The organism is Mesorhizobium sp. M0184 (genome assembly GCF_040322215.1).
GTDB lineage: Bacteria > Pseudomonadota > Alphaproteobacteria > Rhizobiales > Rhizobiaceae > Mesorhizobium.
The window spans coordinates 33350-47471 of sequence record NZ_JAMYSZ010000025.1; the positions used below are offsets into that span (position 1 = coordinate 33350).

General features: G+C 61.7%; 13 protein-coding genes. 4 read left to right on the top strand and 9 right to left on the bottom strand.

The window, feature by feature from the left end; translation table 11 throughout:
- Positions 1 to 144: 144 nt before the first annotated feature.
- On the top strand, positions 145 to 1995 hold the full coding sequence (locus NKJ23_RS25220) for an AsmA family protein (protein WP_352614779.1): 1851 nt from the start codon (positions 145 to 147) through the stop codon (positions 1993 to 1995).
- A gap of 7 nt (positions 1996 to 2002) precedes the next feature.
- On the opposite strand, the gene NKJ23_RS25225 is transcribed toward NKJ23_RS25220, so the two are convergent.
- The 7 genes from NKJ23_RS25225 to NKJ23_RS25255 form a co-directional block, all read right to left on the bottom strand.
- A complete protein-coding gene (locus NKJ23_RS25225) occupies positions 2003 to 2821 on the bottom strand; it encodes an ABC transporter permease (RefSeq protein WP_352683117.1) in 819 nt (272 codons plus the stop codon).
- Positions 2818 to 3786 (bottom strand): ABC transporter permease subunit, encoded by a 969-nt coding sequence (locus tag NKJ23_RS25230; RefSeq protein ID WP_352577543.1) that lies wholly within the window; start codon positions 3784 to 3786, stop codon positions 2818 to 2820. Before NKJ23_RS25230 ends, NKJ23_RS25225 begins: the two co-directional genes overlap by 4 nt.
- Before the next feature lie 9 nt (positions 3787 to 3795).
- Positions 3796 to 4935, bottom strand: a complete 1140-nt coding sequence (locus tag NKJ23_RS25235) for an ABC transporter ATP-binding protein (protein ID WP_352683119.1) — start codon at positions 4933 to 4935, stop codon at positions 3796 to 3798.
- A gap of 73 nt (positions 4936 to 5008) precedes the next feature.
- Positions 5009 to 6106, bottom strand: a complete 1098-nt coding sequence (locus NKJ23_RS25240) for a polyamine ABC transporter substrate-binding protein (RefSeq protein WP_352683121.1) — start codon at positions 6104 to 6106, stop codon at positions 5009 to 5011.
- 352 nt (positions 6107 to 6458) lie between these two features.
- The gene (locus tag NKJ23_RS25245; protein WP_023677450.1) at positions 6459 to 7412 is read right to left on the bottom strand and encodes a DMT family transporter; all 954 of its coding nucleotides are present in this window, start codon (positions 7410 to 7412) and stop codon (positions 6459 to 6461) included.
- Positions 7413 to 7594: 182 nt separating this feature from the next.
- The gene (locus tag NKJ23_RS25250; RefSeq protein WP_352571625.1) at positions 7595 to 8494 is read right to left on the bottom strand and encodes a DUF2167 domain-containing protein; all 900 of its coding nucleotides are present in this window, start codon (positions 8492 to 8494) and stop codon (positions 7595 to 7597) included.
- 196 nt (positions 8495 to 8690) lie between these two features.
- Entirely contained in the window at positions 8691 to 10142 is a 1452-nt protein-coding gene (locus NKJ23_RS25255) for a helix-turn-helix domain-containing protein (protein WP_352683123.1), read from the bottom strand.
- A gap of 238 nt (positions 10143 to 10380) precedes the next feature.
- Here NKJ23_RS25255 and aceA point away from each other — a divergent pair, with 238 nt between their 5' ends.
- Complete coding sequence (gene aceA / locus NKJ23_RS25260) at positions 10381 to 11670, top strand: isocitrate lyase (protein ID WP_352683125.1); 1290 nt, start codon at positions 10381 to 10383, stop codon at positions 11668 to 11670.
- Positions 11671 to 11740: 70 nt separating this feature from the next.
- Positions 11741 to 11995, top strand: a complete 255-nt coding sequence (locus tag NKJ23_RS25265; RefSeq protein WP_023677446.1) for an SMc00767 family acetate metabolism repressor — start codon at positions 11741 to 11743, stop codon at positions 11993 to 11995.
- Positions 11996 to 12048: 53 nt separating this feature from the next.
- Here the strand turns inward: NKJ23_RS25265 and NKJ23_RS25270 are convergent, their stop codons facing one another.
- On the bottom strand, positions 12049 to 12510 hold the full coding sequence (locus NKJ23_RS25270) for a RidA family protein (protein ID WP_352589275.1): 462 nt from the start codon (positions 12508 to 12510) through the stop codon (positions 12049 to 12051).
- A 430-nt stretch (positions 12511 to 12940) separates the two neighbouring features.
- Between NKJ23_RS25270 and NKJ23_RS25275 the strand changes: the two genes are divergently transcribed.
- A complete protein-coding gene (locus tag NKJ23_RS25275) occupies positions 12941 to 13330 on the top strand; it encodes an ANTAR domain-containing protein (RefSeq protein WP_245274728.1) in 390 nt (129 codons plus the stop codon).
- A 32-nt stretch (positions 13331 to 13362) separates the two neighbouring features.
- Here the strand turns inward: NKJ23_RS25275 and NKJ23_RS25280 are convergent, their stop codons facing one another.
- Positions 13363 to 14079, bottom strand: a complete 717-nt coding sequence (locus NKJ23_RS25280) for an HAD family hydrolase (RefSeq protein ID WP_352683128.1) — start codon at positions 14077 to 14079, stop codon at positions 13363 to 13365.
- Between the last annotated feature and the right edge of the window lie 43 nt (positions 14080 to 14122).

Sequence of the window (14122 nt, forward strand, 5' to 3'; positions counted from 1 at the left end):
CGATGCAGCAGAGCAAGATTTTGTTGGACCGCGCCGGTCAGGGTGTGCGCAAATGCCATCGCCGGGCCATAAAGACTTGAAATGCGTCAGCCGTCGGTTACACCCGTCGGGCGATTTTGTCGGAATGGAAGCATACGGGGCGATATGCCATCACCTTTGATCCGACGCGGAATATGGGCGATCGGCGCAGCCGTCATCGTCATCGCGCTGGTTGTCGCAGCCTTGCCGTTGATCGCCTCGACCCGCATCGTACGCGACCGTATCGCGTGGGAAATGAGCGCGTGGAGCGGTTTCCGGGTCACCATCGACGGCGCGCCGCGTATCGAGGTCTGGCCGAATTTCCGGGCGATCCTGAGCGACGTGACGCTGTCGCAATGGACAGAGACGGATGCGCCGCCCGTGGTCGAGGCCGAACGGGTCGAGGTCGACCTCTCAGCGATGGCGGCGCTGCGTGGCGATGTGGTGTTTTCGACGGCGCGGCTGGTACGACCGACGATCCGGGTTCAGCGTACTGCGAGCGGGTTTTTCCTGCCTGCGATTCCCAGCGGTGGGCGCATTACGCGTTCGATCGATGCTGCCCGCGCGGTGATCAACACAAATCCCGCCAAGCCGGATCTCGGCAAGCTGCCGACAGATCCGTTCGGCACAGTCGAGTTCAGGGACGGCCGCGTAGTGGCTGCCATCGGCGGCAAGGACCAGGAGATATTGAGCAGCCTGAGCGGCCAGGCGAACTGGGCCGCGATGAACAGCAATGCGACGCTGTCGGCGACCGGGATATGGCGCGGCGAAAGTGTTGCCATCGACGCCGCATCGCCGAACCCGCTCGTGCTGTTTGGTGGCGGCACAGCACCGGCCACATTTTCCTTCAAGGCGGCACCGGCCAGTTTTTCGTTCGACGGCCGCGCCAGCATGTCGGAGAACGGCTATTTCGACGGCCAGGCAAAATTCGCCGCACCTTCGCTCCGACGCGTGCTCGAATGGTCGCAGGCCGGCATCGCGCCCGGTGCCGCAATCGGCTCGATCTCGGTTTCAAGCAAGATCACGGCGACGGCCGGGCGCGTCAAATTTGAAAACACGGCCCTGACCCTCGACAACAACCCGGGAATGGGTGCGCTGGACTTCACCTATGGTGAGGCACTGCCGGTGATCTCCGGCACACTTGCCTTCGATACGCTCGACCTCAGATCATTTCTCTCCGCCTTTACGCCGGTACCATCCGCCGGCGGCACCGGCCCGGGCGAGATCGACACAAGCTTCGCCGACCGGATCAATCTCGATCTCAGGCTGTCGGCGGCGCATGCCACCGCCGGCGCCATCCAGCTTGCCGACGTCGCTGCCACTGCCCAGGTCAAGAACGGCCTTGCCGTCTTCGACATCTCGGATGCATCCGCCTTTGGCGGCAACGTCCAGAGCAGCGTCCGTTTCGACCGCAAGCCCGCCGGCACGGAAGTCGAGATCCGGCTGCTTGCTTCCGATATCGACGGCGGCGCTTTCGGCACCGCGGCCGGGATGACGCGGCTGGTGCCGATCGGCACTGGAACCGTTTCGGTCATCCTCAAAGGGCCTGGCAGAACCTGGGACTCGATTTTCGAAAACGCCAATGGCTCGCTGTCCGCGACGTTCGGCGCGGGTGCGCTGAGCCGGCTTAACCTGCCGGCGTTCCTCAAGCACACCGAACAGGGCGGATTCTTCGCGCTGGACGACGTCTCGGACGGAACGCTGCCGATCGACGGGGCCGAACTCAAGGCGAGCGTTTCGAACGGCGTGGCGCGCATCGACAAGGCCGAGGTGAATTCCGCGCAATACAAGATCTGGCTTTCCGGCATCGCATCCTATGCCGGACGCGGGCTGGCGCTGTCCGGCGGCATCGTCCAGCCGAGCCAAGCTGCCACGCAGACGAACGGCCAGGCGCCCAAGCAGTCGTCGTTCTTCGTCGGCGGCACGTGGAGCACGCCGTTCATCTCGCCGATAAGCCGCGGCGTTTCGGGAGAGTAGCGAGGCTTCAACCTCGCTGCGCGGCCTGCTCGTCGCGCTGGCGCTGCACCTCGCGGCGTTTGTTTGCGAGCGAAGCGATGATCACGCCAACTGCGACGACCGCGATCAAGATGGTGCAGGCTGCGTTGATTTCCGGCGTCACGCCAAGGCGGACCTGGCTGTAGATCTTCATCGGCAGCGTCGTGGCGCCGGGTCCCGAGGTGAAGCTGGCAATAACCAAATCATCGAGTGACAGCGTGAAGGCCAGCATCCAGCCGGAGACGATAGCCGGCATGATAACCGGCAGCGTGATCTGGAAGAAGGTATTCACCGGTGGCGCACCGAGGTCCATCGCGGCCTCTTCCAGCGAACGATCGAAAGTGATCAGGCGCGACTGAACCACCACCGCAACGAAGCACATGGTTAGCGTGGTGTGGGCAAGCGTCACCGTCAGAAAGCCGCGGTCGAGGCCGACGGCGACGAAGAGCAGCAGCAGCGACAGGCCGGTGATGACTTCCGGCATGACCAGCGGCGCAAACACCATGCCGGAAAACAGAAGCCGGCCGCGAAAGCGCGTGTAGCGTGTCAAGGTGAGCGCCGCCAGCGTGCCGAGCACGGTCGCCACGCTTGCCGAGATGACGCCGACGCGGGCCGTCACCCAGGTGGCGTCCATCAGACCCCGGTTGTGGAACAGCGACACGTACCATTTCGTCGAGAAGCCACCCCAGACGGTGACCAGCTTCGATTCGTTGAAAGAGAACACAACGAGCAGGACGATCGGCAGGTAAAGAAAGGCAAAGCCGAGCACGATCGAAATGATGTTGAAGCGGCTCCAGGTCGCGTTCATTGGTCCTGCTCCTGGGCGCGCGCCTGGGCTCGCTGGAAGAGCATGATCGGCACGATCAGCAGCAGCAGCAAGATGACGGCAACCGCGGACGACACCGGCCAGTCACGGTTGGCGAAGAACTCGTTCCACAGCGTTCTGCCGATCATCAGCGTCTGCGAGCCGCCGAGCAGGTCGGGAATGACGAACTCGCCGACGGCGGGAATGAACACCAGCAGGCAGCCAGCGATGACGCCGGGCAGCGACAGGGGGAAGGTGATCTTCCAAAAGGCGCTGGTCGGCGGACAGCCGAGATCCTTGGCGGCCTCGATCAGAGAATGGTCCATCTTCTCCAAGGACGAATAGAGCGGCAGCACCATGAACGGCAGATAGGAGTAGACGATGCCGATGAAGATCGCTGTATAGGTGTTGAGGATGATCAGCGGCTGGCTGATGATGCCGGTGGCGAGCAGCAGCTGGTTGAGCAGGCCCTCGGGCTTGAGGATGCCGATCCAGGCGTAGACACGGATCAGGAACGAGGTCCAGAACGGCAGGATCACCAGCATCAGCAAGGTCGGGCGAATCGTCGCCGGGGCGCGCGCCATGCCATAGGCTATGGGATAGCCGACCAGCAATGTCAGGACCGTCGAGATGGCGGCGACAATGACGCTCGTCACATAGGCATTGAAATACAGCGCATCCTGCGTCAGCCAGGTATAGTTGTCGAAATTGAGCGCGCCGAATTCCGAGATAAACCCGGAAATGCCGCTGCGGAAGTCGAGCACCGGCGTGTAGGGCGGCATGGCGATCGCCGTCTGCGACAGCGAAATCTTGAAGACGATGATGAAAGGCACGAGAAAGAAGAACAGCAGCCAGAGGTAGGGGACGATGATGACGAGCCGGCTAACGAAGGCCGCTCCCAGCCTGACCAAGGCGGATTTGCCGGCAGCGCTTGCCGGAGAGCTTGTTGCGGCGGTGACAGCGGACATGATCAGTCCCTACCGTGTCAGGACGACGCCGGCGTCGGGGCGGAAAGAAACCCAGGCGCGGTCGTTCCAGGTCAATGGGTCCTCGGTGAGGCGTGCCGCGTTCATGGTGCTCGCCCGCACCACCTGACCGTCGTCCAGCCTGACGTGATAGACGGTCATGTCGCCGAGATAGGCTATGTCGTAGACCTCGCCCTCGATGGCGTTGACGGCACCGGCCGGTTTCGTGGAGGACACCTTGATCTTCTCCGGCCTGATGGCGAAGGTGACGGATGTTCCGGCGGCGGCACTGCTGGCATTTTCGGTCCGGATGGTGATGCCGTTGCCGGCATCGATGCTCGCGCTGCCGGCCTCGCCAGCCGCGATCTTGCCGTCGAACATATTCACATTGCCGACGAAGCCGGCGACGAAGCGGGAACCCGGCGCCTCGTAGACCTCGGCCGGCGTCGCCACCTGCATCACCTCGCCCTTGTCGATGATGGCGATGCGGTCGGCCATCGTCATCGCCTCTTCCTGATCATGGGTGACGACGACGAAGGTGAGGCCGAGGTTCTGCTGCAGGTCCATCAGCTCGAACTGGGTTTCCTCGCGCAGCTTCTTGTCCAGCGCACCAAGCGGCTCGTCGAGCAGCAGGACTTTCGGCCGCTTGGCCACCGAGCGCGCGAGCGCGACGCGCTGGCGCTGGCCACCCGACAATTGGTGCGGTTTGCGCTTGGCGAACTGCTCGAGCTTGACCAGCTTCAGCATCTCGGCGACGCGCTTGTCGATGTCGGCCTTGGCCATGCCTTCCTGCTTGAGGCCGAAGGCGATGTTGTTCTCGACCGTCATGTGCGGAAACAAGGCGTAGGACTGGAACATCATGTTGACCGGCCGCCGGTAGGGCGGAATGCCGCGCAGATCCTGGCCGTCGAGCAGGATGCGGCCGGCGGTCGGCTCCTCGAAGCCGGCAAGCATCCTGAGCAGTGTCGATTTCCCGCAGCCTGAGGCCCCGAGCAAGGCAAAGAATTCGCGTTCGAAAATGGTCAGCGACAGGTTGTTGACCGCTGTGAACTCACCGAATTTCTTGGTAACGTTGTCGAACTGGATGTATGGCTTGGCGTTCGGATCGTTCCATGGCGCAAAATCCCTGCGGATGCTGCCAAGCGATTTCATGTCCCACTCCGTCCTGCTGCTTGCCCCATGAGAAAGCGGCCCCGGCAACGGCTGCCGGGGCGTGGTCAGATTGCTATTGGCCGGTGACGATCTTGGTCCAGGTGCGGGTGATGATGCGCTGGGTCTTGGGATCGTAAGGCGATACGGTGTAGAGCTTCTGCAAGGTGGCTGCATCCGGATAGATCGCCGGATCTTCCAGGATCGCCTTGTCGATGAACTGCTGCGAAGCCTTGTTGCCGTTGGCATAGAGCACATAGTTCGACGATTTGGCGATCACTTCGGGCTTCATCATGTAGTTCAGGAACTCATGCGCTTCGGCGACATGCGGCGCATCGGCCGGGATCGCCATCTGGTCGAACCACATCTGGGCACCTTCCTTCGGCACGGAGTAGCCGATCTCGACGCCCTGCTTGGCTTCGTCGGCGCGGTTGCGGCCCTGGAAGACGTCACCCGACCAGCCGACCGCCAGGCAGATGTCGCCATTGGCAAGGGCGTTGATGTATTCGGACGAGTGGAACTTGCGGATATAGGGCCGGACCTTCAGCAAGGTTTCTTCGGCCTTGGCAATCTCATCGGGCGACGTGCTGTTTGGATCGAGGCCCAGATATTTCAGTGCCGCCGGTATGATGTCGGCCGGCGAATCCAGCACATAGACGCCGCAGTCCTTCAATTTGGCCAGGCTTTCGGGATTGAAGAACACGTCCCAACTGTCGATCTTGTCGGTGCCGAGCGCCGCCTGCACTTTTTTGATGTTGTAGCCGATGCCGACCGTGCCCCACATGTAATTGATCGAATATTCATTGCCGGGGTCGTATTTGGCGGTCCGTTCCATGACCGTGTCCCACATATTTGAAATGTTCGGCAGTTTCGACTTGTCGAGCTTCTGGAACACACCCGCCTGGATCTGGCGTGCAAGGAAATTGCCGCTGGGCACGACGACATCGTAGCCGCTGCCGCCGGCGAGCAGTTTCGTTTCCAGGATCTCGTTGGAATCGAAAGTGTCGTAGACGACCTTGATGCCGGTTTCCTTGGTGAAGTCGTCGATGATCGAACTGTCGATATAGTCCGACCAGTTGAAGACGTTGACGACGCGATTCTCGGCATGCGCGCCCAAGGTGAAAACTGCCAGAAACGCCGAAGTCGCCGAAAGCCAGAGCGCTTTGCGGGTCATGCTATTCTCCTTTGATGAGTGTTCCGTCGCCAGCTCGTCGCGGCGTCCGCGCGGCTGGGCATTTGCTTCAAGGTATTGGGCTTGCAGGCAGGCGACAAGCGCGAATTGCCGGCGCCATTATCGTTCGGCGGCGAGCCGACAGCGAAGACCTGGCGTGGCGTTGGTGGTGTTCCGACGCCGTCGGAAGCTTTCGCTACGGCGCGGGCAGGGAGACGACGATATTGTCCGGCCTCGATGCGGCCGGCATGGAGACTTGGCAAGATACGCCTGTCTTGTTGTTGCCGTGATCGCAGCCTGCCCGCGCGGCTGCAACGTTGTCAATGGCTCATCTCGCTTTGACGCGCGCACTGCATCAATTAGGTGACGGCACACCGGTGACGCCCGCTCGCGCGGGCCGCGTCTGACGCTTGAACTCGAGCCCGATATGGACGAGCAGCGCGGTGACCACGACCGCACCGCCGACGATGGTGCGCGCCGACGGCACCTCGGAATGGATGAGCCAGACCCAGATCGGGCCAAGGATCGGTTCGAACGTGCCGAGCAGCGCCGCGACGGCGGCCGGAACAAGCCGGGCTCCGGTGGCGAAGAAGGCGAGACCGAGGCCCAGATTGATCACGCCAAAGGCAAAGAGGAAGCCCATATCATGGCTGGAGACGCCCAGCGCCGACGCCTGCGATGCCGCAAAGGCGGCCGCCAGCATCGTGCCGAGGCAGGTCGCCGGCGTCATGCGCACATGGGCAAAGCGGCGCGTGATGACGGTGGCGATCGAGAACATGACGGCGATGAGCAGCGCCAGCCCGTCGCCGATCGGCGACACCGCGCCATCGAGCGATTCCGACACCATAATGGCGACGCCGACAATGACGGCGGCGATCGCCACCCAGGTCGCCACCGCCACCCGTTCGCGAAACAGCGCCCAGGCAAACAGCGCCGCCAGAAGCGGCACGCCGGCCTGCATCAACAGGATGTTGGCGACGGTGGTATAGGCAAGCGCCACGACGAAAGAGGTCGACGCCGTGGCGAAGCAGAACGCCACCGCAAGGCCGGCCAGGCCCATGCCGCGAAACAGCTTCAGCGTGCCACGCCAGCCGTCGCGCCAGACCATGAAGCAGAGCAGGAAGGCGGCGGCCCAGACCGAGCGCCAGAACACCACCGTCCAGCTGTCGGCGTTGTCGATGAAGCGCGCAATGCTGCCGCCGAAGCTCCACATCAACGCCGACAGGAATACCAGCAGGAAGCCGACGCGTTCCCCTTGCGGCGACACGATCGGCGAAGCGGCAACCGGAGATGATGCGGTATCGGTCATGGGTACGACTGTCGGCGAATTCGGAGCAGCACGATGTGCAATGGACGACAGAGACGTGCCTAATTCGCGTAACGCAAAGCAGAAGGCCGGGCGTGATCCAGTTCGATGTTCCGTTTGGCGCACTGATGAGGGCGCCTCGCCCCTCGCCCGGCGATGCTCCGAGGCGACCTGTCGATGATGCGTTACGAGGTGCTCTTGTTGCCGCGGATAAAACGCCAGAGACCGGCCAGCGGAATCAGCAGGAGCAGGCCAAACTTTTTCAGCGCGATCAGCGCCACGACCAGAAAACCTGCTTTCGCCGCCAGCTTGCCGGCAATCAGGCCACCGACGCCAATCGCCGCAACCGTATCGACGCCCGGCACGAAATCGGCGTATGTCTTGCCGGTATTGAAGTCCGCGAGCCCAAGCACTTCATCCAGGCTTTGCCTTATCTCCGGCAATTGTTCCACCGTCGCGATATAGCTCATCACAAAGACGCCCTCCCTGCCAAGGAAACGGACGTCGTAGTTGAGCGTATGGGCGGCATCGTTGCCAAATTGCAGCTCCTTGGCCCAGTGCAGGCGCTTGTGGGCCGCGTCATAAACCGGCGGCGACGCCCAGCCGATCAGCGTAATGGGCGCATAGCCATCCTTTACCCTCTGATCGTTGCCGGACAGAGTGTCTGACTGCATGTTGCGCAGCAGTTCATTGTAATCGATGGACGCGGCGTCGCTGTCGTCGACGTAACCGATCTTTTCCCAGCGCAGCTCTATCCCCCAATTGTTGTCGGCAATGGGATCATGGGAGACTGGAAAGATCATGCCGAGGGCATCGGAACCAGAGTCGGGCGGATTGCCCCAGGCCTCGGTGAGGACGGAGAGCGTGTCCTTCTTGTCCAGAAAATAGAACTTGTCCTTGAGGTCGAGATGGATACCTTCGGCAAGATTTATCGCGCCGGTCTTCGGATCGATCTTGTCCAGGAACGCCTTGCCGGCATCATTGTAGTGTTGATAGGAATTGAAGAAATCCGAGGACTTTTCAGCCAATGCGGGATCGGCCGAAAACGCGAGCGCCAAGCCAAGCCAAAAAACTGTCCTGCCCATCATTGATCCCCCGACCGTTGCGCAGTTCTTTTTTTTGATACCGTACCGTCAATGCTGAATCAATATTCGGCTGAATCAATATTTTGGCTGAACCAATATTTTGGCCGGCAACCGCGAACCAGCTTACTGGTTGCGGCCGCAGGAACAGATGAGGTCCTTTGGTCGAAGATTCAGCCGCAATATTGCTGGAGCCGAATCACTGGAAATCGAACGCCGACAGTCCCGTGACCATCTCGTCGAGGCCGAGCGGACGTGTAACGGGTGGCTCGGCGCGGGCGAGGCAGCCGATGCGCTCGCACAGCCGGCAGGCAGGGCCGACCGGCGTCGCCAGCGCAGCGGCGCTCTGTCCGGTCTTGCCGATGGCGGCCGGCCCCGGCAATGCCGCTCCATAGACGACCTCGTCGCGAAAACCGATGTCGCAGCCGAGCAACAGCGCGGTGCGCCGCGGGCGCTCGGCAAACGAGCCCTGCGGCCCTTCGAGCGTGCGGGCCATGCAGAGGAACGCCGCACCGTCGGGCATTTCCACTGCCTCGACCAGGATCTGGCCGGGCTGGGCGAAGGCGGCATGGACAGGCAGCTTCGGACAGCCGCCGCCGAAGCGGCTTTGCGGAAAGCCGTGGCTGCCCGCCTTGCGGAACCGATTGCCGGCACTGTCGACCTCGAGCATGAAGAACGGCACACCCGACGCACCCGGCCGCTGCAGCGTGGTCAGCCGGTTCGCCGCCTGCTCGAAAGAGACGCCGAAGCGCGACCGCAACATGTCGATGTCATAGCGGGCACGGACCGCAGCGGCGCGAAAAGGTTGATAAGGCATCATCAGAGCGTGCGCGGCATAGCGGCCGAGCTCGAAACGCGCCAGCCGGCGGGCTTCGTCCGTGGTCAGCTTCAGCACCTGGATCTCGGCAGCTACAGCGACGCTAATGCGGATCAGGCAGGCCTCCATCGCCACCTCGCGCAGTTGATCGAATGGCGACAGCCGCTCGGACAGGAACAGGCGCTGCGAGTGACGGTCATAGCGACGCCGCCAGTTGGGCATGGTGGCGACCGGCAGTACCTTGACGACGATGCCGAATTCACGCCGCAGCCAAGCCTTCAACGCACTGAACAGATCGTCGCCGGGATCGAGCACCGACGTGAATGCCTCGGCTTCCTCTTCGAGCGCGGCAAAATGGTTCGGCCGGCGTTCGAAAATCTCATGCACCTCGTCGATCGGCAGCCTGGCACCGGAGAGGGCGGTGGCCTTGCCCTCACGCGCGAGCAGCTCGTTGATATCCGACAATCGCTCGGCCTGCTCGCGATAGGCGCGAAACAGTTTTATGACAGCTGCGGAAGCGTTGGGCGCCGCCTCGGCAAGCTCGATGAGTTCCTGGTCGCCCGGCAGTTCGCCGGCCAGCAACGGATCTGAAAACACTTCCTTCAAATCGGCGACCGATCCCCGCGCCTCGCCCTGCAGTTCGTGCGGGTCAACCTTGTAGACGGATGCCAGCCTCAGGATCAGTTGCACTGTCAGCGGCCGCTGGTTGCGCTCGATGAGATTGAGATAGGACGGCGAGATGCCGAGCCCTTCGGCCATCGCCGTCTGGGTCAGCCCCTTGGCGTTGCGGATGCGACGAATGCGCGGCCCGGCAAAGATTTTGTGGTCGGCCAATCGAGTTTCCTTGACAGAAATTTACATCCGCCGATGGCATGGCAGTCTTTACAATCATGACAGATTTACAGCTCTCATCGGTCAAACACAACACAGGTTTTCCCTTATTTTATGACTGATCAGGAGGTTTACCTCGCTTGCGTCGTGCCGACGTGTAAATGGTGTCACACATATGGCGCACATATTTTCCCTCTGCGACGCCTTCCCAAACCGGCATCAAAACCGCCTGGAGTGATCAATGACCGACTTTTACAACCTCGTCCCATCGGCGCCGCAAGGCCGCTTTGATGGCATTGAAAGGCCCTATTCGCCGGACGACGTGAAGCGGCTGCGCGGCTCGGTGCAGATCCGGCAGAGCCTCGCCGAAATGGGGGCAAACCGGCTGTGGCAGCTCATCCATGAAGAGGATTTCGTCAACGCGCTGGGTGCCATGTCGGGCAACCAGGCGATGCAGCAGGTGCGGGCCGGGCTGAAAGCGATCTATCTGTCAGGATGGCAGGTCGCCGCCGATGCCAACACCGCTTCCGCCATGTACCCGGACCAGTCGCTTTATCCCGCAAATGCCGCGCCCGAACTGGTCAAGCGCATAAACCGCACCTTACAGCGCGCCGACCAGATCGAGACTTCGGAAGGTAAGGGGCTGTCGGTCGACACCTGGTTCGCGCCGATCGTCGCCGACGCGGAAGCCGGCTTCGGCGGGCCGCTCAACGCCTTCGAGATCATGAAGGCGTTCATCGAGGCGGGTGCGGCCGGCGTCCATTACGAGGACCAGCTGGCTTCGGAGAAGAAATGCGGCCATCTCGGCGGCAAGGTACTGATCCCGACCGCCGCACACATCCGCAACCTCAACGCGGCGCGGCTTGCCGCCGACGTCATGGGCACGCCGACGCTGGTCGTGGCGCGCACCGACGCTGAAGCGGCAAAGCTCTTGACCTCCGACATCGACGAACGCGACCGGCCCTTCGTCGATTATGGCGCCGGCCGCACGGCGGAGGGCTTCTACCATGTCAGCAACGGCATCGAGCCCTGCATCGCCCGCGCCGTCGCCTATGCGCCCTATGCGGACCTGATCTGGTGCGAGACCTCCAGGCCCGATCTGGGGCAGGCCAGGACGTTTGCCGAGGGCGTGCGCAAGCATCATCCAGGCAAGCTGCTTGCCTATAATTGCTCGCCGTCTTTCAACTGGAAGAAGAATCTCGATGACGCGACGATTGCGAAGTTCCAGAAGGAACTCGGCGCCATGGGCTACAAGTTCCAGTTCATTACGCTGGCCGGCTTCCACCAGCTCAATTTCGGCATGTTCGAGCTCGCTCGCGGCTACAAGGAGCGGCAGATGGCAGCCTATTCGGAACTGCAGGAGGCGGAATTCGCCGCGGAAGCCAATGGCTACACGGCCACCAAGCACCAGCGCGAGGTCGGCACCGGCTATTTCGACGCCGTCTCGATGGCGATCACCGGTGGCCAGTCTTCGACCACGGCCATGCAGGGATCGACCGAGCGCGCCCAATTCAGGCCGGCGGCGGAATAGCAGACAAACAGAGGGAACGCCCAAACGGGCATGGCAACACAACAGGCATGGCAACACAGGGAGAAGACCAATGGCATCGATAAGCCGCGTCAAGGAACGGGCCGAAGAGCAGGCCACCAGCATGAATGTCGACCAGCAGGCGACCATCCGCATGCTGGCGAACGATCTGCACAGGCTCAATCAGTCGGTGATGAAGGCGGTCGAGGCAGGCGTCTCGGTCGAACTGGTGCGCTCGGCACGGCACCATGGCGGCGACGGCAACTGGGGCGATCTGCTGATCCCGGTCATCGTCACACAGCGGAGCCACGACAGACAAACTCGATAGCACCGCGCCTCTTTTGAGCGCATGCTATCGCACCTTGCACGCCGCGGCTTTGCCTAATCCGGCAGAGCCGCTAATGCAACGATTTCAATGACAAGATCAGGCTGCGCAAGCGCTGCAACGCCGATAACTTCCGAGGGCGGCGGGTTGTTGTAGCTGCAGTGCTTCGGGCAGTGCACGGCAAAGAATTCGTCCAAGACGTCCAAGCGAAAATTGGGCGAGCTCAGCACGCCGCCATCTGGAAATGGCCCCTTAACAAAGAAGGTCAGCCGGATGAGATGCTCGAGCGCACTGCCAAGCTCCTCCAGATCTGATTTGATATTGGTGAGAATTGCGCGCCACTGTGCCGCTGCATCGCCAATGGCGGCGCCGCCGCTTTTGCCGATCGGATCGTAGTCCTCGGCCGTCGCGGTGTTTCCGGAAAGGTAGACAAACCCCTTTGCGCCGGTAACGACCGTACCCTTTCCCCATGGCATCAACCGGCCATTTTTGAATTTCTTGTGAGTCACGAGTTCCATCGTCATCTCCCGTCGGTCAAAGAGACGTGCTTAGCCAACGAGGAAGGGTAGTCCGGCGAGGCGATACGACAAGCTCGCGACAGGCCTGACTCGCCTTCGTCCAACCTTACGGCAACCCGGCTACGGCTGCGAGTTGGTGCGTTCGCGCTGCAAAGCCAAACTTAGCTGAGCCTGCCCGGTTGTGGTGGCAACTTCTTCTTCGGGCGGCGGCAAAGAAAAGCACTTAATTTTAATTTTAATGTTTCTTGCGATATTCTCCTGATACGCCATTTGAGCTTGACATGAGCAGTGATCTCACGCCAATTACCTCTCGAGTTTCAACCCTGCATTGAAACATTGAACAACGGCCTGCCCCGCCATGTGCCCAGCGAATCGCGATATCGAGACTGCAAAACAGCTGCCTTTTGTTAGCCGGGACATGGAGACGCGGATGCTCCCGGATTTCTCGCGGGTGCTGGTGGTCGGAAAATCACCGATCAACCGCGTCGTGGTTTCAAAAATCGTGGAGCGGTCCGGCCTCAAACCGATCTCGGAAACTCCCGAAACCGCGGCAAAGGCCTTGCACGCGCTGATTCCCGGGACTGTCGTTCTCGACGGCGGTGCGGAGAATGGGGACTGCGACGCCTTGCTGTCGGGTATCGATGCACTGCGAAGGGCGTCAGGCAGATCGCTTCCGTCGGTGATCCTGCTTTCAGTCAAGACCGGCACGCCGGAGAGCCTGGGCCTGTCCAGCGTCATCGATGCAGTGGTCGTCAAGCCGATCACCACCGAACGGCTGCAGCCGGTGATCGACCGGCTGATCGCAATTAGCCGCAATTGACGCCTACCGTGATGCCTCGGCTGCAGACCTGATCAATCAATCTCGCCGATACGCTCGATCAAGCCCGGCAGTTCACCGAGATTGGCTATCTGGCGAAAGCGTGGTGCCGAGACCGGCGGCTCGACATGTTCCAGCACCCAGGTCAGATCATGCGGAACGTGGATGCCCCAACTGCCGGCTTCGATGGCGGGCACGACGTCCGATTTGAGCGAGTTGCCGACCATCATGCCCTTTTCCGGGCCGTCGCCGTGGCGGCTGAAGATGCGGCTATAGGTGGCCGCGCTCTTGTCGCTGACGATCTCGACGGCATCAAACAGCTCGCCCAGGCCGGATTGCGCCAGCTTGCGTTCCTGGTCGAACAGGTCGCCCTTGGTGATCAGCACCAGGCGGTAGGCGCCGGCCAGCTTTTCCACGGTTTCGCGCGCATGCGGAAGCGGCTCGATCGGATGGTTGAGCATCTCGCGGCCCGCGGCGAGAATTTCGGCGATAGTCGAGGCCGGCACCTGGCCGTTGGTGACCTCAATCGCCGTCTCGATCATCGACAGCGTGAACCCCTTGATGCCGAAGCCGTAGACCGCGAGGTTGCGCTTCTCGGCCTCCAGCAATCTTGCTGAAATCCGGTCCTCCTCGGCGTGATCGGCGAGCAGTGCGGCAAAGCGCTTCTCGGTCACGCGGAAGAACTGTTCGTTCTGCCACAGCGTGTCATCGGCGTCGAAGCCGATCGTCGTCAGGTTGCGGCTGTGTTGCATGGGGACCATTAATTGCAGCGTTGCGGGAGGCCGACCCTAGACC